Origin of the sequence: Collinsella sp. AF19-1LB, from assembly GCF_003459655.1 — a bacterium.
Lineage (GTDB): Bacteria > Actinomycetota > Coriobacteriia > Coriobacteriales > Coriobacteriaceae > Collinsella.
Genome location: NZ_QRWO01000011.1, coordinates 1 through 20,401, shown reverse-complemented (window position 1 = coordinate 20,401; position 20,401 = coordinate 1). Strand labels below are relative to the sequence as shown.

17 protein-coding genes are annotated in these 20,401 nt (G+C 58.0%); 14 read left to right on the top strand and 3 right to left on the bottom strand.

Annotated elements, in window-relative coordinates:
* Nucleotides 1–217 precede the first annotated feature (217 nt).
* Complete coding sequence (locus DWX39_RS04420; protein WP_117758640.1) at nucleotides 218–868, bottom strand: GntR family transcriptional regulator; 651 nt, start codon at nucleotides 866–868, stop codon at nucleotides 218–220.
* Nucleotides 869–1,122: 254 nt separating this feature from the next.
* On the opposite strand from DWX39_RS04420, the gene DWX39_RS04415 reads away from it, so the two are divergent.
* From DWX39_RS04415 to DWX39_RS04395, 5 genes are all read left to right on the top strand, one after another.
* Nucleotides 1,123–1,899, top strand: a complete 777-nt coding sequence (locus DWX39_RS04415) for a dimethylarginine dimethylaminohydrolase family protein (RefSeq protein WP_117583089.1) — start codon at nucleotides 1,123–1,125, stop codon at nucleotides 1,897–1,899.
* Between the two features lie 109 nt (nucleotides 1,900–2,008).
* Nucleotides 2,009–3,472 carry a basic amino acid/polyamine antiporter gene (locus tag DWX39_RS04410; RefSeq protein ID WP_117756912.1) on the top strand — a complete coding sequence of 488 codons (1,464 nt, stop codon included), beginning with the start codon at nucleotides 2,009–2,011 and terminating at the stop codon, nucleotides 3,470–3,472.
* A gap of 462 nt (nucleotides 3,473–3,934) precedes the next feature.
* The gene (locus DWX39_RS04405; RefSeq protein WP_117637613.1) at nucleotides 3,935–4,255 is read left to right on the top strand and encodes a hypothetical protein; all 321 of its coding nucleotides are present in this window, start codon (nucleotides 3,935–3,937) and stop codon (nucleotides 4,253–4,255) included.
* A gap of 121 nt (nucleotides 4,256–4,376) precedes the next feature.
* Entirely contained in the window at nucleotides 4,377–6,737 is a 2,361-nt protein-coding gene (gene feoB, locus DWX39_RS04400) for a ferrous iron transport protein B (RefSeq protein ID WP_117758639.1), read from the top strand.
* Nucleotides 6,738–7,051: 314 nt separating this feature from the next.
* Nucleotides 7,052–8,716, top strand: coding sequence for a PTS transporter subunit EIIC (locus DWX39_RS04395; protein WP_158561615.1), 1,665 nt, complete (start codon nucleotides 7,052–7,054; stop codon nucleotides 8,714–8,716).
* Nucleotides 8,717–8,778: 62 nt separating this feature from the next.
* Here DWX39_RS04395 and DWX39_RS04390 read toward each other — a convergent pair whose 3' ends face one another.
* Nucleotides 8,779–9,531: a MurR/RpiR family transcriptional regulator gene (locus tag DWX39_RS04390; RefSeq protein ID WP_158561614.1), complete on the bottom strand. Its 753-nt coding sequence runs from the start codon at nucleotides 9,529–9,531 to the stop codon at nucleotides 8,779–8,781.
* A gap of 175 nt (nucleotides 9,532–9,706) precedes the next feature.
* On the opposite strand from DWX39_RS04390, the gene DWX39_RS04385 reads away from it, so the two are divergent.
* The 5 genes from DWX39_RS04385 (at nucleotide 9,707) to DWX39_RS04365 (ending at nucleotide 15,547) form a co-directional block, all read left to right on the top strand.
* Complete coding sequence (locus DWX39_RS04385) at nucleotides 9,707–11,080, top strand: 6-phospho-beta-glucosidase (RefSeq protein ID WP_117758636.1); 1,374 nt, start codon at nucleotides 9,707–9,709, stop codon at nucleotides 11,078–11,080.
* Between the two features lie 165 nt (nucleotides 11,081–11,245).
* A complete protein-coding gene (locus DWX39_RS04380) occupies nucleotides 11,246–11,998 on the top strand; it encodes a hypothetical protein (protein WP_117758635.1) in 753 nt (250 codons plus the stop codon).
* 175 nt (nucleotides 11,999–12,173) lie between these two features.
* On the top strand, nucleotides 12,174–13,370 hold the full coding sequence (locus DWX39_RS04375; RefSeq protein WP_117758634.1) for an MFS transporter: 1,197 nt from the start codon (nucleotides 12,174–12,176) through the stop codon (nucleotides 13,368–13,370).
* 233 nt (nucleotides 13,371–13,603) lie between these two features.
* Complete coding sequence (locus DWX39_RS04370; RefSeq protein ID WP_117758633.1) at nucleotides 13,604–14,980, top strand: alpha-amylase family glycosyl hydrolase; 1,377 nt, start codon at nucleotides 13,604–13,606, stop codon at nucleotides 14,978–14,980.
* 3 nt (nucleotides 14,981–14,983) lie between these two features.
* The gene (locus DWX39_RS04365) at nucleotides 14,984–15,547 is read left to right on the top strand and encodes a uracil-DNA glycosylase family protein (protein ID WP_117758632.1); all 564 of its coding nucleotides are present in this window, start codon (nucleotides 14,984–14,986) and stop codon (nucleotides 15,545–15,547) included.
* Nucleotide 15,548: 1 nt separating this feature from the next.
* Here the strand turns inward: DWX39_RS04365 and DWX39_RS04360 are convergent, their stop codons facing one another.
* The gene (locus tag DWX39_RS04360) at nucleotides 15,549–16,208 is read right to left on the bottom strand and encodes a hypothetical protein (protein ID WP_117758631.1); all 660 of its coding nucleotides are present in this window, start codon (nucleotides 16,206–16,208) and stop codon (nucleotides 15,549–15,551) included.
* Between the two features lie 93 nt (nucleotides 16,209–16,301).
* Between DWX39_RS04360 and DWX39_RS04355 the strand changes: the two genes are divergently transcribed.
* From DWX39_RS04355 to DWX39_RS04340, 4 genes are all read left to right on the top strand, one after another.
* A complete protein-coding gene (locus DWX39_RS04355; protein ID WP_117758630.1) occupies nucleotides 16,302–17,438 on the top strand; it encodes a pyridoxal phosphate-dependent aminotransferase in 1,137 nt (378 codons plus the stop codon).
* A 504-nt stretch (nucleotides 17,439–17,942) separates the two neighbouring features.
* Nucleotides 17,943–18,464, top strand: coding sequence for a 50S ribosomal protein L10 (gene rplJ, locus DWX39_RS04350; protein WP_117758629.1), 522 nt, complete (start codon nucleotides 17,943–17,945; stop codon nucleotides 18,462–18,464).
* 102 nt (nucleotides 18,465–18,566) lie between these two features.
* Nucleotides 18,567–18,944 carry a 50S ribosomal protein L7/L12 gene (gene rplL, locus DWX39_RS04345; protein ID WP_117758628.1) on the top strand — a complete coding sequence of 126 codons (378 nt, stop codon included), beginning with the start codon at nucleotides 18,567–18,569 and terminating at the stop codon, nucleotides 18,942–18,944.
* A 314-nt stretch (nucleotides 18,945–19,258) separates the two neighbouring features.
* Nucleotides 19,259–20,167, top strand: a complete 909-nt coding sequence (locus DWX39_RS04340) for a UTP--glucose-1-phosphate uridylyltransferase (protein ID WP_117758627.1) — start codon at nucleotides 19,259–19,261, stop codon at nucleotides 20,165–20,167.
* Nucleotides 20,168–20,401: the final 234 nt, after the last annotated feature.

The window sequence follows — 20,401 nt, the reverse complement described above, 5'->3', positions numbered from 1 at the left end:
GCAATCTGCCTTTCAACTGAGGCGGCATGACCAGAAAGTCAATGCCGCCTCGCTTCGCGTCACCTTGCTCGCTCTGGCGGGCTTTTGCTGTCGGCGTCAAAATATCGGTGTTGTCTTGGCTGCCAAAAGAATGACCCCTCGGGGACGGAGGAAAACGGATCAGTTTGGGCGGTGCTGGCGCCAAGGTTTAAGACCGACGTTGTCTCTTGTTGCTTTCCTACCAGACAGTGAACTGGGCGTTTTCCGTGTTCCAATGGACATCGCGAACGTAGTCGCGCACGCCCGTCGCATCTCGTGCTTCGAACAACTCAAGAATATGAGCATGTTCGTTGTTGGCTTTATTGAGCAGCTTACACGCCGTCTCCTGGTCAACAGTCTCGTAATCGCGCTTGATAAAGCAACGCTCGAGCTGCGAGATCATATCGCGCAGACGGTCGTTGCCACAGCGGTTGAAGTACGTAAGGTGAAAGTCTCGCTGAATGTCGTCATACTTACGGATGAGACCGCCTTGGATCGCGAGGTCCATGGAGCCGACGAGAAATTTCAGCTGCGTAATATCGTCGTCAGTTAGATTCGAACAGGCGAGATATGCGGCCTGCCCGTCGAGCGGCCCCATAATCTCAAAGACTTCAACGGCGTTTTGCTGATCGAACCCACGGACGCGGAATCCGCGGCGGGGGAGATTGTCCAGGTAGCCATCGCTTGCCAGCTGGATGAGCGCCTCGCGGACCGGCGTGCGCGACACGCCCATGGCATCGCAGATCGCTTGCTCGCTCAGCCGGTCGCCGGCGGACAACTCGCCGGCGTCAATACGGCTCGAAATATAGTCGTATACGTGGTCCTTCAGGGGCCTTCTGAGCGTTTCCATGAGCTTGTGTTCCTTAACGGTATATTTCTAAAATTAAATACGTTTCGCTTGAATAGCTCAGTCGAATTATAGAACGACCAGCTAAATCGTGCTACTTTGCGCCGATAAGCAGGAATACGCTTACCGAGGATTATCTACCGTTCGGGATTGTATACAATATACAAAACAGCAAAGACACCCTAAGATAAAGCCATCGGAAGGAAGGCGGACGCAAGGAAGTCCGCTCAGTACTATGAGATCCAAGGAGGATCATCATGACCAAGTTCAGCCACGTCATCATCCGTCGTCCCGGCAAGTCCCTGAGCAATGGCATCACGAGCGCTCCCGAGCTTGGCCAGCCCATCTACGAGCGCGCTATCGAGGAGCATTACGATTACGAGCACGCACTCGAGCAGTGCGGCGTTGACGTGTCGGTGCTGCCGGCACTCGAGCAGTATCCCGACAGCTGCTTCGTCGAAGATCCGGCCGTTATCACTCGCTGCGGCGCCATCATTACCAACCCCGGCGCCGATAGCCGCAACGGCGAGAAGGACGAGATTGAGCCGGCCGTCCGTCGCTTCTTTGACGACGAGCATGTCAAGCACATCGTTTCTCCGGGCACGCTTGACGGCGGCGACGTCATGATGGTCGGTGACCATTTCTACGTCGGTCGCTCCGCTCGTACCAACGAAGAGGGCATTCGCCAGTTCTGCGAGATTCTCGAGGGCTGGGGCCTCGAGGGTTCTGAGGTTCCGCTGGAGGAGGTCCTGCACCTCAAGACGGGCGTCAACTACATCGAGGACAACAACATGCTCGTCTCTGGTGAGTTCATCGATAAGCCCGACTTTGCCCAGTACAACAAGATCGTCGTGCCCGAGGACGAGGCGTACGGCGCAAACTGCATCTGGGTCAACGGTACGGTCATCGTTGCCGAGGGCTATCCGACTGTGCTCAAGGCCGTGCAGGATCTGGGCTACAAGACACTCGTCGTTGACACCTCCGAGTATCGCAAGGTCGACGGCGGCCTTTCTTGCCTGTCGCTGCGCTTCTAACGCGATAGCTGTAACAGTCTGATGATCGCTTGACCGATGGCCCGGCACCCGATTCGGGACGTCCGGGCCATCTTTCGTTCGATCACATGATGAAGGGGGTGCACATACAATGGCCTCTAAAGCTCAAAATGAAGAGATTATCGACCCTAATGGCCTCGATCTCTTTCGTCTGACCATGATGGTTATTACCGCCAGTATTTGTGGCGGCATTTTTTCGCTTGCCGGCGATATGGCAGCAGGCGGGGCAAATACCGGTGCGGTTATCGTCTCGTGGGGAATTTGCTTTATTGGCGTCTTTGCGCTGATGATGGTGTTCAACGGTTTGTCTCAGGCCCGTCCCGACCTGACCGGCGGCATCTATGCATACGCTGCGGCCGGTTTTGGCGATTACATTGGATTCAACTCCGCTTGGGGCTACTGGATCAGCGCATGTCTTTCCAACGTGAGCTTTGCGCTCTTGCTGTTTAGCGCGCTGGGCTATTTCTTCCCCGCGTTTGGCGCGGGTAACAACCTGCTTTCTATCGTCTGCGCCAGCGTGTTTTTGTGGTTCCTTACCGCCCTTGTGCTTCGTGGCGTTAAGGAGGCTGCGGGCATTAACACAATCGTCACGTTGGCGAAGCTGGTGCCGTTGGGGCTCTTTGTGCTGAGTATCGTGCTCCTGGGTAAGTTCAACGTCGATATCTTTATGGACAACTTCTGGGGAGAGCCGGCTGGTCCTGGCTTTGGCGAGCAGGTTGTCTCGACCATGATTGCCCTTGTCTGGGTCTTCACGGGCATCGAGGGCGCTGTCGTTATCTCGGGCCGTGCTAAGTACGTGCGTGACGTCGGCCGCTCGACGGCGCTCGGATTTGCGGCTGTATTCACGCTGTATCTGATCATCTCGATGCTGTCGCTCGGCATTATGCCGCGCGAGGAGATGGCACAGCTTGCAACGCCCTCCATGGCGGGAATTCTCGAGTGCGCAATCGGTCCGGTTGGTGCTGCCATCGTAAACCTTGGCGTTATCCTTTCGTTGGTCGGCGCGCTGCTGGGCTATGTCATCATTGCGTCCGAGACGCCGTTCGAGGCGGCGCGCCAGGGATCCTTCCCTCTGGCGTTTGCCAAGACGAACAAGCACGACGCCCCGGTGGTAACGGTTCTCGTGAGCTCCGGCATTACGCAGCTCTTCTTGATCGTGTCGTATGTGGCGGCGAGCACCTACCAGTTCTTCTATAGCTGCGCAGTCAACACGATTCTGGTTCCGTATGTCTGCTCGGCTGCCTATTACATGGTGATTGGTTGGAAGAAGGAGCATTTGGACGGACCGCATGCGCCAAGCGTCGGCAAGGCGCGATTCTTCGGCACGCTCGGCTTCATTTACACATTGTTCCTTGTGTGGTCGACGGGCCTCCAGGGCGTCATGATCACGACGATCCTTTTTGCTCCGGCCATTCCCGTTTATATGCTGGGCGAGCGAGGTCGCGGTAAGCCGGTACTTCCGCACCTGCACGACAAGCTGATCGCAGCGGTGGTCATTGTCGTGGCGGTCATCTCGCTGTATCTGCACTTTGCCGGCATTGCGCCGATAGTCTAAGACTGCGGCAAGCTTCATCGCTTGGTAAGCCGACGGAGGCGTCGCGTGCCGGTGCCGTTCGGTAATCCATAACTGACGTGGGCCTCTGTAACGTGCCTTTGTGAGCGCCCACCAAGCCCGCGCAGGTGACATTTGTTGCCAGCGCGGGCTTTTGCTGTTGCGGCGAAATAGTTCCTGTTTTTGCTGGTTAAAGCATCAAACAGGAACTATTCCACCGCAACTTGTTTTGATTCGCTGGGGGACGGAGGAAGCGGCGATCCGGAATCCACCTGCACAGTCGCTCCGCATCCCGTCCGTTGGCGCAAGTGGTGCCAAATGCAATCTGCCCCTCCTTGCACGCTTGTCCTCCTTGCAGCAATCTGTTGGTTGAACGTTGTTATGTGCTTGCAGTTTCTGGGCAAGCCGTCTCGCAGCAAAGTAGACTAGATGGCCATTTCAAAAAGCCTACTCAGAGGAGGAACCATGCTTGAGGGTACGTATGTGGTTTCGGCCCAGACGCCGGTGGGGAGTAGACGCGGCGAGGTGACGTTTTCACATGGGGTGAACGGCGCGCTCAGGGCAGTACTAAACGTCAGGGGTCTCAATATTGCTCTCTCGAGTGCCCGTGCTGAGGGCGATTTCTTTGAGCTCTTGGGTACTATCTCCCACGTCTTGATGGGCAAGGCGCCCTTTACATGCACGGGGTCGGTCGAGGGTGATCGACTCACTGCTACCGCGCGGTCGGGTTCCGTTTCGATCTCGCTGAGCGGTATGCGTAAAGAGCCTTCGGGGCGCACCGCATAAAGTTTGCGCAGGTAAACATCGGTATTTGACTTTATAAAATAGTTCAGAGCGCTATCATTTGTCGTTACGAGTTGGTTAACCCCGGTAAACGGTTAACCGCGTCTAACGAAAGGATGAGCGCGTGAAGCTCGATACACTCGAGATTGGAAAGGACGCCGTTGTCGCATCGGTGACATCCGACGACCAGGCGCTCCGTCAGCATATTTTGGACATGGGCCTGACGCCGGGCACCGAAGTCACCATGATGAAGTACGCCCCCATGGGCGACCCGCTCGAGATTCGCCTGCGTGGCTACGAGTTGACGCTGCGCAAGGACGATGCCGCTCGCATCGAGCTCGTGGGTATTCACGACACCGATACGGGTCCGCGCGCTAACGCCGCAATCGGCACGACGGAGCATCCGGCCCTGGGCGAGGGGACGTATTCGCCCCGTGCGGCAAAGACGGCCGTGCCCGAGGGCGCGCCGCTGCACTTTGCCCTCGCTGGCAACCAAAACTGCGGCAAGACCACGTTATTCAACCAGCTGACGGGCTCCAACCAGCACGTCGGTAACTTTCCCGGCGTGACTGTCGACCGCAAAGATGGCACCATCCGTAACCATCCCGAGGCGAGCGTTACCGACCTGCCTGGCATTTACTCCCTGTCGCCGTACACAGGCGAAGAGGTCGTGAGCCGTCAGTTCATCCTCGACGAGCGCCCGGACGCCATCATCGACATCATTGACGCCACCAACATTGAGCGTAACCTGTACCTGACACTGCAGCTCATGGAGCTTGACCGTCCCATGGTCATCGCGCTCAACATGATGGACGAGGTGACCGCCAACGGCGGCGCCGTAGACGTCAACTTGCTCGAGAGCCTGATGGGCGTGCCTGTTGTCCCCATTAGCGCTGCCCGCAACGAGGGCATCGGCGAGCTGGTGGACCACGCCCTGCACGTGGCACGGTTCCGCGAGCGTCCTGGTCGCCTGGACTTTTGCGCGCCCGACGGTCCGGACGGCGGTGCGCTGCATCGCTGCATCCACGGTATTGCTAACCTGATCGAGGACCATGCCGTGACGGCGCACATCCCGGTGCGCTTTGCGGCGACTAAGCTGGTCGAGGGCGATGAGCTGGTAACCGAGGCGCTTCACCTGGATCGCAATGAGCTCGACGCTATCGAGCACATCATTACCCAGATGGAGGGCGAGGCCGGCACCGACCGCCTATCTGCGTTGGCCGATATGCGTTTTAGCTTTATCGGCGACGTGTGCGGGCGTTGCGTCGTCAAGCCGCACGAAAGCCGCGAGCACGTGCGCTCCGTCAAGATTGACCGCATCCTGACAGGTCGTTACACAGCCATTCCGGCGTTTCTGGTGATCATGGGCCTCGTCTTTTGGCTGACGTTTGGCGTGATCGGCGCGGCGTTGCAGGGACTCATGGAGGACGGTATCGCTGCCATCATCGCCTCGGCCGATGCGGGCCTCAAGGCGTTCGGAACCAACGACGTGGTGCGCTCGCTGGCTGTCGACGGCGTGCTTACGGGCGTGGGTAGCGTGCTGACCTTCCTGCCGATTATCGTCGTGCTCTTCTTGTTCCTCTCCATTCTGGAAGACTCCGGATACATGGCACGCGTGGCCTTTGTCATGGATAAGGTGCTGCGTCGCTTTGGCCTGTCGGGCCGCAGCTTTGTGCCCATGCTCGTCGGTTTTGGCTGCACCGTGCCGGCTATCATGTCGACCCGTACGCTCCCATCCGAGCACGACCGCAAGATGACGGTCATGCTCACACCGTTCATGAGCTGCTCGGCCAAGCTGCCGGTTTACGGCTTGCTGTGCGGGGCGTTTTTCCCACAGGCGACGGTTCCCGCCATGGTCTCGCTCTATCTGATTGGTATTGCGGTTGGTTGCATTGCGGCTCTGGTGCTCAACCGTACGGCATTTAAGGGCGACCCGGTGCCGTTTATCATGGAGCTCCCCAATTACCGCCTGCCGAGCGTCAAGACGACGGTGACGCTGGCATGGGATAAGGCCAAGGACTTTATTACCAAGGCCTTTACCATTATCTTTGCCGCTACGGTGGTCATCTGGTTCCTGCAGACGTTCGATATCCGCTTTAACGTGGTCGCCGACCAGTCGCAAAGCCTGCTTGCCGGTCTGGGTAGCATCATCGCGCCGGTGTTGGCCCCGCTCGGTTTTGGCGACTGGCGCGCCTCGACGGCACTCGTCACGGGACTTATTGCCAAGGAGAGCGTCATCTCGACGCTCACGGTGCTTTTGGGCGCAACCTCTCCCGCGGCACTGTCAGCCATGTTTTCGCCGTTTACCGCCTACGTGTTCTTGGTCTTTACGCTGCTGTACCCGCCTTGCGTGGCGTCCATCGGCGCCGTCAAGAGCGAGTTGGGCGCGCGCTATGCCGTGGCCGTATTCGCGTTTCAGGTGACGGTCGCCTGGATCGTGGCGTTTGTCGTGCATTCGGCGGGCATATTGCTGGGGTTGGCTTAGGGGCGCGTTGATGCTCCGCGCTTTTGGGCGAGCAACAATTCAATAAATATGAGCCAAAATACCGGTAATTGTCGGCCTGCGGGGACTGTCCTACGCTGCAGGTTGCCGTTCGCTGCCTATTTGCTGCCGTTTACGGATTCGTAAATACTTGCAATCGTCGGTCGATTTAACCGCATTACGCGATGCCGATGCGCATTTTGTGTGCCCCTTTCTACAATCACTTTGTGTCTATTGCCGAACATGTCTTCCGTTTCGCCTGTGTGGGGACGTGGGGTGCAATAGTCGTTTGTAGAGGCTCATTGAGGAGGGAATTGATGAAAGAAAAATTCCAATCGTTCGGAAAGGCAATGCTCGTTCCGATTACGCTCATTGCCATTTCCGGTCTCTTTTTGGGTATCGGTAGCGTTTTTACGACCGAACTGACCCTTGTGTCCCTTGGCGTTAATTGGGACTGGTATGCCGCTTCGCCGCTCTTTACGTTCTTCTCGGTATTTAAGGGTCTCGGCGAGGTAATCATTGGAAACCTCGGTGTTTTGTTTGCCGTCGGCTGCGCCTTCTCCTTGTCTCGCAAAGAGAAGGGCTGGGCTGCCTTTTCTGCCCTTGTCTGCTATCTCACCATGCTCAAGACGGTTGAGATTCTGCTTGGAGCAGCTGGCTTGGCTGCCGACAATACAACGGTGGAAGCTCTTCAGAAGGTCGGCCTTACGTCCATTCAGGCGAGTGAGCAGTCCGCACTCTACACTACCTCGCTCGGCTTTTTTGGCTACAGCTCTGGTGTCTTTGGCGGCATTATCGTGGGCTGCCTGGTCGCCTGGATCACCGGCCGTTTTTACAAGACCAAGCTTCCAACGGCGTTGGCGTTTTTTGCGGGCAGTCGAACGGTCCCCATTGTATCGCTGGTCGCCGGTGGCATCCTGGGCGGCATCATGTACTTCGTCTGGCCCGTCATCGGTGGATGCTTTTCGGGTATTGCGACGTTCGTGAAAGGCTCCGGTCTGGTCGGTACGTTTGTCTATCGCTGGGTGCTCGAGAGCCTTGTGCCGTTTGGCTTGCATCCGCTGCTCGAGACGCCCATGTATTGGACTGAGCTTGGCGGCTCCATGGTCGTCGATGGAACGCGCGTGGTGGGCAATAGCGCCATTCAGCTTGCACAGCTCGCTTCTCCCAGCAGCGACAAGCTCTTGGTTAGGGCCTTCATGGCTGGCTATGGCATTAACGATTACGCGTTGTTCCCAGGCATCGCCCTTGCTATGTGGTCTTGTGCCAAGCCCCAGAACCGCAAGAAGGTTGCTGGCCTTTTAATCCCCACAGTGATTTCGACTGTTTTCTTTGGCGTTACGGAGCCCATTCTCTTTACGTTCCTGTTTGCCGCCCCCTGGCTCTACTTTGGCGTTTACGCTCCGCTTTCCGGACTGGGTGAAGTTCTCTCGGAGGCAATGGGCGTTTCGGTGTACCAGGGAAATATCAAGGACCTGATCCCATTCTTATTCCGCCCCGAGAAGCTTAATCTGCTTCCGTACCTTATTCTGCTCCCCGCCTTTTTCCTGGCAGCTTTCTTCCTCTTCCGGTTCTTTATTACTAAGTTCGATATCAAGACGCCCGGTCGAGATGATGGTGACGATATTGAGCTGATCAACAGCAGAGCCGAGTTCGAGGCAAAGGCCGCTGAGGCAAAGGGCGAGTCTGGTAGCACTTCCGAGAAGGCAGTCCAGGGCCGTGCGACCAAGGACAGCGCGCTTGCTGTTGGCATTGTCGAAGCGCTTGGTGGAGCCGACAACATTGATGATCTTGACAACTGCATCTCACGTCTTCGTGTGATTGTCAAGGATGGTTCTAAGGTTGCAGATGACGAGGTGTTCACCAAGAAACTTGAAGCTATGGGCGTTATCCGCCTGAGCGACAAGGCGATCCAGGTCATTTACGGTCCTCGTGTCGGCGAAGTCGCTTCTGAGGTACACGAAGTTCTCGGTGACGAGTAAAACGCGCAAGTGGTTTGCAATTGCATAGCGCAATTCCAGGGCTTGGCTTCCTATCGCATGTTTTAGGGGGCCAAGCCTTCTTGTTTTAGATTGTCAAGGCAGATGCTCAATAGTTCTTCGAATGCGAGAATACAACTTCCAGTAAAGCAGTTAGGCTTAACGTTCTTAAGATCCATTGGGTGATCGTCATGTATCGTAAAGATCGCGTCTGCCGTCTTGGCGAGCTCGCTGTCTTCACTGCCGGTAAACGCGAGAGTCGTAATGCCCGCGTCGTGGCATGCCCTTGCGGTTTCTAGGATGGCTTCTGTCTGGCCCGATTTGGATATGAGCATCATGCAGCTGAGCGTATTTCGGTTGGATTCGACAAACTGATCGGTTTCTAGGAAGTCCTGTATGACGGCCAAAAAGCCAAGTCCAACGAGCTTGGTCGCCATGTACTGCGCAACGATGCGTGAGAAGCCCTCTCCGTTTACTCCGATCATTCTGTTGCGATGCAGGGCGGCGATGAATACGTCTACATCTCCGGTGTGGCATACGAAGTGGACGCCGCTGTCTTTGAGTGATTGATTCATTTCGCGGGAGACATGCTGAAGGTGCTTGAGATCGTACATCATTTCGCGGTAGCCACGGTAGCCGAGCTTTTTCGAAAGCCTGATGACTGTCGTCATGCTGGTAAAGCATGCCATGGCGACGGGTTTTATGCCAATATCATCGAGGGTGTCGATATTGTTGAGTAGGTATTCGAGTACGCTTTGCTCGGTTTCGGATAGCTTTGCGGCTGAGTAGAGCTTAGAAATCTGCTTTTTATCAACCATCGGTGCTCCCTTCCCGCCGGTCGTGTGCGGCCGCTTCCGTTGCGTAAATAATAACTCCTTGGGGAATTCCTTTCCCGCCTTGCAGCCGGGGCGGGAAGCGGCCCTCCATGCTGGATACAATATCCATACACAGGCGAACCATGCAATATTGAATGTGCTAATTGGGGGTTTCGATATGAAGCTTACGGTCATAGGGGGCGGTGGCGTCCGCTCCATGTTTTTGGCAAAGAGCATAGCCCAGCAGGCGTCATCGCTTGGAATCGACGAACTTGTGTTTATGGACAATGATCCTGAGAAGCTACGCATCTACGGTGGCCTCGCCGCCCATGTCTCGGGCATGCTTTGCCCCGCGCTTAATTTTTCGCTGACGGGCGATGCAGTCGAGGCCGTTAAGGACGCCGATTACGTGATCACGACGATTCGCGTCGGAGGGGACCATATGCGCGTTCGCGACGAGCGCATTGCTCTTTCACGTGGGGTTCTTGGCCAAGAGACGACTGGCGCAGCCGGCGTGTCTTTTGCCATGCGCTCCGTCCCTGCGCTTGCTTCGTATTGCGAGTTAATCAAGAAGTATGCAAAGCCGGACGTCAAGGTGTTTAACTTTACTAATCCCGCTGGCGTCGTATCTCAGGCCCTACGCGATATGGGCTATGATTTTACTTATGGCATTTGCGATGCCCCCTCGGGCATGTTGCATCAGTTTGCCGAGTATAAAGGCGTTGATCCCGCATCGGTTCAGGGCGAGTGCTATGGACTCAACCACCTCTCGTTCTTCCGCAATGTGACGGTTGACGGCGAGGACATCATGCCCGACTTGATCCACGACGACGGGGCATATGCTCATACAGATCTTAGGTTCTTCGAGAAGGACCTCGTCCTAAATCGCGGATGCGTGCCAAATGAGTACCTATACTATTTCTACTATCGCGAGCGCGCCGTTGCCAACGTTCTCTCTTCGCCCCAGACGCGCGGCGAACTAATCGAAGAAATTAATCGAGAAATGACGAGCGAGCTTGCATCTATCGATATTGAGAACGACTTCGAAAAAGGCCTCGCTTGCTTTGAGAAGTGGTACGGAATGCGCGAAAACAACTACATGGCGGCCGAGACAGGTATTCGTCGCGACAAGCCGTGGACGTTTGACGTGTACGGCAAAGATGCTGGCGGATACGCAGGTGTCGCGCTCCGTTTCATGGATATTGCTCGCTCTGGCAAGACGCAGCAGATGATCCTGTGCACACCCAACAATGGCGCCATCCCCGGCCTTCTCGATACAGATGTCATTGAGTCAACGTGCGATATCTCCACCGATGGCTGCGTGCCGCATCGCGTCGAAGCCGATTCTGTGCCCGCGGGAAACCTCGAATTGATTCGTCGCGTCAAGTACTACGAGCGCACCGTGGCGCGTGGCATCGTTAACCGATCGAAGCACGACATTGTCGAGAGCCTCGCGATGCACCCGCTCGTTAATTCGTACTCCTTGGCGAAAGATATCGCCGCGCAGTACTTTGAGCTTAACCGCGACTACATCGACGGCTGGACAGACTAGTCTGGACGTTAAAACTAGAAATTATGGATGGGCGGACTGGCGTTTATATTGGCGCCCGTTCGCCCTGCCTAGTAAGAAAACGGGTATAGAGTGAACTTGCGAGAGAACTTCAATGTCTTTCTGGAATCGGGCGATCGAGCGAAGGGATGCCGGAGTGGCTGCACGATGGCGTTATATATCCCCTTGTTTGTTATGAGCGCGCTTCAAATTGGTGTATCAAACGTTGCAACTGAGCTCGCCTATATCAATCCGTCCATTACGCTTATTTGCACTGTGGTCGCAGCCTTTTTAAACCTGCTTCTATCGAATGCGGCTTTTTCATTATTTGCTGTCGACCGATCCAAAGAGACGGTGCAACCGGCTCGAACCCTTCCGGTTTATCTCTTGGCCTCGACGGTTCCCCTCCAGATTTCTGGGGCGCTGCAACTTTATTTGGTTCACTTGATTTTATCGGCAATTGTAGTCTTTGCTTCGCTTACGAGCAGCCAGCTCGGGGTGTTGTGCTCGCTTGTGGTGACGGTAATCGTGACGCTTCTTTCCGCGTCGTTCGTATTCGTGTTGATTGAAGATGCAGACGTGGGGCAGAGGGGGCTACGGGGCATTCGGTTTGCACCACGCTACATCATGCGTTCGTTCACGGTGCTTCGTTCCTCCTGGAGAGAAATCGCGCGTCCCGCAATGCTGCTGGTGGCATGGAACCTGGTTGCAAGTTGCGCTATCCAGGTTCTTGTTGGATGGGTAGTTTCGAGCGTGGCGCTGCCGCCGGTACTTTCAGTGACGGCGCTTGTACACGAGGGACTTTATTATGGGGCGTTTGCTTATATGCTGCTTTTGCTAGTTCATTGTGCGGTTGCGAGTTGGCTCGAAATTGACGTGCTCTTGGGGGTGTCCTTGTGCGTGTCCGAGCAGGCGCGATAGCCCGAAGATGAAGCCGCGTTTTCAACATTGAGTTCCTGCGTACCTTGCTTTCTAAGCAGAATTGGCGCGCCGTCCGTTAACGATCGTTTTCCAAGAATTCTTTTGTTGCTCATTTTACAGACTTCTCATTGCTATAATCGCCCACCGCCCACGACAATCGGAGAGGTTTTCCTATATGGCTCAAACAAAGCAAGATGGCATCTCACTCAAGCAGTGGCTCCCGCTTATCGGGCTCGCCTGTTGCGCGTTCGTATTCAACACGTCGGAGTTCATGCCCATCGGCCTGCTGACCGACATCGCCGCATCGTTTTCGCTCACCGAGGCCCAAGCTGGCATCATGATCTCGGTCTATGCCTGGGGCGTCATGCTGCTGTCGCTGCCGCTTATGGTGTTTGCCTCGCGCTTTGAGTTCAAGCGGATGCTGCTGGGCGTGCTTGCCGTGTTCTCGCTCGGCCAGTTCCTGTCCGCCTTGGCGCCGACCTATCCCATCTTAGTCTGCGCGCGCCTGGTGGTTGCCTGCGCACACGCCGTGTTCTGGTCGGTCGCCTCGATCATGGCCTCGCGTCTGGTCGACACCCGCCACGGAGCGCTCGCCATCAGCATGATCGCCACGGGCTCGTCCATCGCGCAGATCTTTGGCTTGCCGATCGGCCGCGCCATCGGGCTGGCCGTGGGCTGGCGCATGACGTTTGCCGCGGTCGGGGCCTTCTCTGCCGCTGCGGTGGTGTACCAGGCGGCAGTGTTCCCGGCCATGCCGGCGGGTGAGCGCTTTACCGTCAAACAGCTGCCCGAGCTGCTCAAGAACCCGTTCCTGATCGCGCTCTACGCGGTCACGGTCTTTATTGCGACCGGCTACTACGCGGGTTACAGCTATATCGAGCCCTTCCTGGCTCAGGTCGCGCATGTCGACGCGAGCGCTATCACCATGACGCTGACGGCGTTTGGCTGCTCCGGCCTGGTGGGCAGCTGGCTGTTTGGCCGTCTGTTCGACGGGCATCGCTTCCCCTTCTTGGCTATCACGCTTTCCGGCGTGGCAGTGGCCCTGCTGCTCATGGCCCCCGCGGCTTCGGCGCTCGTGGCGGTGCTTGCCGTCTGCGCGTTGTGGGGCTGCTGTGGTACGGCCTTTAACGTGGCTTTTCAGGCCGAGCTCATCAAGTACACGCCGGCGGACTCGTCGGCCGTCGCCATGTCGATTTTCTCGGGCCTGTTCAATCTGGGTATCGGCACGGGCACAGCGATCGGCGGCGCCGTGGTTTCGGGTCCCGGTATCGCCTGGATCGGCTTCGCGGGCGGGGCGATTGCCGTCGTGGGCGTCATCCTCGCCATTACGGTGCTGTTCCCGGCCATCCATCGCGCCAAGGTCGTTGCCTAACCACATCCCCTCATCAGTTGCGGTGGAATAGTTCCTGTTTAAGGCCTCTGAAGGCCCAAGCGGGAACTATTTCACCGCAACTTAGAAAGGGGCTGGGGTAGCTAATTTGGGACGGGGCCATTTTAGCTACCCCGCATCCGATGCAGGGGTAGCTAAAATAGCCCCGTCCCAAATTAGCTACCCTGCTGGGCATACAATGGATGTCGTTGTGTTGAGCTTACCGGGAGGTTGCTATGTGGGCATACGAGACGACGTTCTATCAGATCTATCCGCTGGGCTTTTGCGGAGCTCCGCGCGAAAACGCCGCCCCCGTTACCGAGGATGCGCTCACCCAGGCCGCCGATGCCACAGCTAGCCCCGATGCCCCCATCATGAAGATTGCCCAATGGGCCGGTTACCTGCAGGAACTCGGTATTGGCGCTGTGCTCATCAACCCGCCGCTCGAGTCTGATAGCCACGGTTACGACACACGCAGTCTGCGCCATATAGATCGTCGCCTGGGTGGGGACGCCGACTTTGCCGCCGTGTGCGAGACGCTGCATGCCCACGGCATCCGCGTGGTGCTCGACGCCGTCTTCAACCATGTGGGCCGCGGCTTTTGGGCCTTCCGCGATGTGCAGGAGCGCAAGTGGGACTCGCCCTACAAGGACTGGTTCCACATTAGCTTTGACGGCGATTCCTGCTATGGCGACGGCTTTTGGTACGAGGGCTGGGAGGGCCATTTTGAGCTTGTGAAGCTCAACCTGCAAAATCCCGCCGTGGTCGATTACCTGCTCGAGTCCGTGCGCCGTTGGGCCGAGGTCTTTGGCATCGACGGCCTGCGGCTGGACGTCGCCTATATGCTCGATCGCGATTTTATGCGCCGCCTGCATACTTTTACCCGTGGGCTCCAGCCCGACTTTGTGCTGATTGGTGAGACACTCCACGGCGACTACAACCAGATCGTCAACGACGAGATGCTTGACTCCTGCACCAACTACGAGTGCTACAAGGGCCTGTATTCCAGCTTTAACTCGGTCAACATGTTCGAGATTGCCCACTCACTGCATCGCCAGTTTGGCGGTGACCCGTGGTGCATTTATCGCGGCAAGCATCTGCTGTCGTTTGTCGACAACCACGATGTGCCGCGCCTGGCGAGCATCCTTACCGACAAGTCCTGTCTGCGCCCCGCTTATGGCATGCTCTTTGGCATGCCGGGCATCCCGTGCGTCTACTATGGCAGCGAGTGGGGGATTGCCGGCGAAAAGGGCGGCCCTGATGGCGATTGGACGCTGCGTCCTGCGCTCGACGAGCCCGCACCCAACGAGCTGACGGCCTTCATCAAGCAGCTTGCACGCCTGCGCTCGGCCGATGACGCGGCGGCCCGTGCTCTCAACTACGGCGCGTACCGTAACGTGGTGATCCAGAACAAGCAGCTACTGTTCGAGCGCACCTGCGACGACGCGACGGTGCTCGTGGCGGTCAATGCCGTGAACGAGACCTTCGCCTTTGGCGCTGGCGAGCTCAACGGGTCCTTCGTCGACCTGCTTGCCGACGGCGCGCCCACGGTCGAGCTGCCGGGTACCCTTGAGCTTGCGCCCTTCGAGGTGCGCTATCTGTTGAGGGCCTAGGCCATGGCTGCATCCGACGAGGGCTATCAACATATTGAGCATGGGTTTGAGCCTGTGTTTGACGAGCGCTCGCGCATTTTGGTGCTGGGGTCGTTTCCCTCGGTGCTCTCGCGTGCCAATGATTTTTATTACGGTAACCCCCAGAACCGCTTTTGGCGTGTGATGGCTGCGTGCCTCGGTGTGCCCGTGCCGCCCAACGAGGGCGACCCTTTGGCAGGCAGTGAGCCTGCGACGCTCGACGCCTCGATTGCCGCCAAGCGATCCATGCTGCTGAACGGCGGCGTGGCCCTGTGGGATGTGATTGAGAGCTGCGACATTAAGGGCTCGAGTGACGCCAGCATCAAAAACGTTGTGCCGGCGCATATCGAGCGCATTACCGGTGCAGCTCCTATTGAGCAGGTGATATGCAACGGTGGTACAGCTGGCCGGCTCTACAAACGCTATCTACAAGAGCGGGCGGGGCTACCCGCCATCGTGCTGCCGTCGACGAGTCCTGCCAACGCAGCGTGGCGTTTGGAGCGGCTTGTCGAGCGTTGGAGTGAAGCCGTTGACTGGGCAGCCTATTAATTTAGATTATTGATTGAGTGCGGGCGCCGAGGTGTTTCAGAACGCCTCGCCAGATCGGCACGGGCACGGCTGGCTCGGCGCAAACCATGCCGTCGGCGTCGACGTCCTCGGCATTACCACCACCAAGTCGCTGCGCATGCTTAACCGAACAGCCCATACGAACGGCGCCTACGAGCTTGTCCATCGCTTCCGAAAACGGTCGCCGCAAGAGTCCCATGCGCGGTGAGCGACGAAGCGCCGCGAAGCCGCTGCCGGTGCAGACGACAATGCCACCGCACCACGATAGCCCCCGACGCTCGCACGCTTCGCGCAGATGGCCAACGACCGTGTGCGCCCGCTCGGGACTCCCACAGCCGGCTTGAACAACAACATAGACGCGCGTTTCCGCACCCCCAAGGCAATCAAGCACCTGCTCTACGACGCTCATCGCCTCATCATCAAAGGCATCATCAACAGCGAGCACCATGCCATCGGCGGTATCGGCGCTATTCGCCTTCAAGTCGACCGGGCGGGGGAGCACGGTGCCGGAAAGCTGTGCATAGGCGGCGATAGCGTCCTGCAGGTCCCAGAGCAAAAACTCAAGATCGGCGCTATCGGAAATACTGATATACGCAATGGTCTGCAACGTTTTTGGCTTATCGCCGCGCACGGTCGTCTCCATGCCGCCTCCTTTCCGGTTGGTTTCCGTTTAGGTTACACCGTCTGGCGGCGCCTCGCCGCGCTATCCTAGTGCAACCCTTACGAAAGGAACGCCATGCGTCTGCCCATGAATACCTCGCTTGCCACGCTTAAGCCCTCCGGCATCCGTCGGATTAACGCGCTCGCTGCCCAGCACCCAGGATGCATTGCGCTCGCGCTCGGCGAGCCCGATTTTCCCACGCCCGATGTGATTAGCGCCGAGGTGACCGCCGCGCTGGGCCGCGGCGACACGCACTATCCGCCCAACAACGGTCGCCCCGCCCTGCGCGAGGCGCTGTCTGCCTACATGGGGGACGCGGGCCTTACGTTTTCGGCCGACGAGATCATCCTGACCGACGGCGCGACCGAGGCCCTGTCGGCAGCATTCATGGCTTTGCTCAACCCCGGCGACGAGGTTATCATCCCCACGCCGGCCTTTGGCCTGTACGAGAGCATCGTCGTGGCCAATCACGCCAAAGCGGTCTTTTTGGATACGGAGCCTGCGCAATTCCAGATTGACGAAGATACACTTCGTGCTTGCGTGACACCGGCGACCAAGGCTATCGTCATCTGCTCGCCCAACAATCCTACGGGCTGCATCCTCAACGCGGCATCGCTCGACGCTGTGGCGCGCGTGGCAGACCAGGCGGGCATCTATGTGGTCTGCGACGACGTGTACAACCGTCTGGTCTACGTGGATGGCTGCGAGCGCTTTGCCCAGCGCCACCCGGAGCTACGCGAGCAGACGGTGGTCATCGAGAGCTTCTCCAAACCCTGGGCTATGACCGGCTGGCGCTTGGGCTGGCTCGCAGCGGCAGGGCCCGTCATTGCCGAGATCGCAAAGGCCCACCAATACTTAGTATCGAGTGCCGTCTCCTTCGAGATGGACGCCGCAGCGCGAGCTCTGACCGTCGACCCAACCCCCATGCTCAAAGTCTACCGAGCTCGCCGTGAACGCGTGCTCGCAGCCTTAGACACCATGGGCCTCGACGTAGTGGAACCAGCCGGCGCCTTCTACACCTTCCCCAGCATCAAACAATTTGGCCTAACGAGCGAAGACTTCTGCATCAAAGCCATCAAAGAAGCAAACGTAGCCCTAGTCCCCGGAGACTGCTTCGGCACCGAAGGCCACATCCGCCTCAGCTACTGCGTCTCCGACGAAAACCTGGACGAAGGCCTAAATCGCCTGTCCAACTTCGTTTCAACCCTGTAGCCATCAGGGACGCAACGCATCAGCCTACCGACATAAGGGTTATGCGTGGGGCGCGTCACTCAACGGACGCGAGGATTCGCAGCAAAGTTACCGCAGCTCCGGTCCGAGGGGCCGGGTTGAGATTTTCGTAGATTCCGCACGAGCCGAAGAGCACTTAATGTGCTCTTCGTGCGAGCCCAGGACTTGACCGAGCGAAAATCTCTACCCGGCCCCTCGGACCGGAGCGTATGCAGGGTTTGTGTACGAATCCTCGTGTCCGTTGACCGACGCCGGGGTCCCCGCCATAATACTTTCGATTCACGCACGAATCCGCTGCCAGAGACAGCCGGCGCAAACGGGCATCGCCCGCGAGCTTAATGGGATATCCCGCCAGCCGAGGTGGTCGAGTAGATATGTCTTCTCGCCCCCGTCGCTCATGCAGCGCGGGGGCTTTCTTTTTGGACATGCCCCCGTCACGTCCTTGTGGCGGACCGTGCCCGGAAAGAATTCGAGGAGGTGTAATTCATGCCCCAGCAGTACAAAATCGACAAGGTTGCAGAGATCGAGTCCCGTATCGCCGAGAACGCCGGTCTGTTCGTCGTCAACTACAACGGTCTGACGGTTAAGCAGGCTCAGGAGCTGCGTCATCAGCTTCGCGAGTGCGGCGCCGAGATGAAGGTCTACAAGAACAACCTGGTCAAGATCGCCCTCAAGAACCAGGAGCAGCCCGAGATCGACGAGATCCTCGCCGGCCCCGTCGCTTATGTGTTCTACGAGACCGAGCCGGTCGAGGCCGCTAAGGCCCTTAAGGACTTCTCCGCCAATTCCAAGGGTGTCCTTGAGATCAAGGGTGGTATCTCCGACGGCAAGGCCGTTTCCGCTGATGATGTTAAGGCTATCGCCGAGCTGCCCACCAAGGATCAGCTTCTCGGCCAGATCGCCGGTCTCATCTCCGGTTTCGCTCGCGACATCGCTGTCTGCGTCAACGGCGTTTCCTCTGGTCTCGCTCGTTCGATCCAGCAGGTCTCCGAGCAGAAGGCAGCCTAGTCGCTGTTTTCACCCGCGGCGGCAACGCCGCACCCCTGGCGCATTCGCGCCGTGTTTTAACTGATCTCCGTGCACAGACACGGAAACCGAAAGGACTTAGAAATGGCTAAGCTTACCACCGATGAGATCATCGATGCTCTTAAGGAAATGACCCTTCTCGAGGCTTCCGAGCTCGTCAAGGCTATCGAGGACACCTTCGGCGTTTCCGCCGCTGCTCCTGCCGCCGTTGTCGCCGCTCCTGCTGCTGGCGCTGCTGAGGCCGAGGAGAAGACCGAGTTTGACGTCGTGCTCGAGGGCTTCGGCGACAACAAGATCCAGGTCATCAAGGCCGTCCGTGAGCTCACCAGCCTTGGCCTGAAGGAGGCCAAGGAGGTCGTCGAGGGCGCTCCCAAGGCTGTTCTCGAGGGTGCCAAGAAGGAGGACGCCGAGGCTGCCAAGGAGAAGCTCGAGGCTGCTGGCGCTGCTGTCACCCTCAAGTAATCAGGCTTTCTTGCCAGATTTCTTTGCAGACGGGGCTCGCTATGCGAGTCCCGTCTTTTTTGTTTTTAGCCCCTCATTCCCATTGCTCGACACGCAGAACGCCGCTGTCTTCGCCGTGCCAATCCCGTTACCGCTGGGGCCAAAAATTGCACCATTCGACCAATAATTTGCGTTGACCTGCTGAAGAATTGCGTTTGCCTTACGGCGACGTATGTCTCCGGCGGTAAGATACTCCGGTATCGCAATTTGGTCTGCGGCCGTTGTGCCGCACGCACAGGGCGTATTCTGCGCCTGCGAAAGGATCCTTGAATAACATGAAGGCAATCATCCCCGCCGCCGGCCTCGGCACGCGTTTTCTGCCTGGCACTAAATGCACGCCTAAAGAGATGCTGCCGGTGCTCGACAAGCCGGTCATTCAGTATGTCGTTGAGGAGGCACTCGACCCCGAGGAGGTCGACGACGCCATCATCGTTACCTCTCCCGGTAAGCCCGAGCTGCTGAGCTACTTCCAGCCCGATCGCTCGCTCGAGAATCTGCTGCGCGAGCGCGGTAAGGATGCTTACGCCGATGCCGTCGCCCACGCGGGCGGCATGCCGGTCGACTTCCGTTATCAGTACGAGCCCAAGGGCCTCGGCCATGCCATTCGCTCTGCTGCCGACGCCGTGGCAGGGGAAAACTTCCTGGTTCTTCTAGGCGACTACGTTGTGCCTAACCGTGACATCTGCGACAAGATGCTTGCCGTTTCCAAGGAGCACGGTGGCGCTTCGGTTATCGCCGTTGCCGCGTGCGCTCCCGAGGAAGTCAGCCGCTATGGCGTCATCGCTGGCGATCGTGTTGGATCGCTCGAGGGTTTTGAGGACGCCGGCGACGCAGAGCCGGGCGCTGTCTGGCGCATCGGCGGTCTGGTTGAGAAGCCCGCTCCCGAGGCGGCTCCGTCCAACCTGTACATCGTCGGTCGCTATCTGCTGAGCCCGCTGGTCATGGACCTGCTCGCCGATCAGCAGGCCGGCAAGGGCGGCGAGATCCAGCTTACCGATGCCATGGCCCGCTCGCTCGACCGCGAGGCTATGTACGCTGTCGTCATCGACCCGCTGTCGGGCTACGACACCGGCACCCCTTCTGGCTGGATGGCCACCAACGCCCTCATGGCCGCAAGCGATCCTCGCTTTGCCAGCGCCTTCTGGGACGCCATCGACGAGCGCGGCGGTTTGATGCGCAAATAAGCCTTCGGTCATCGACGTTTACGGGTGCGGACTTCGGTCTGCACCCGTTTTTTATGCGCGCCGCGGCTTGGCTCCGGAAAGTGCATCCCGCAATTTGGTCGAATTCTGGGACGCGCTTTCCGGTTGAGGCCCCTAGCGGAAACTGCGACCCGGAATTTCGGCTCAGAACGGGATATGCTTTCCCAAACAGGGCTCAATCGGGTGGCGCGCGCAGACGTGGTGTAAGAGCGTCCC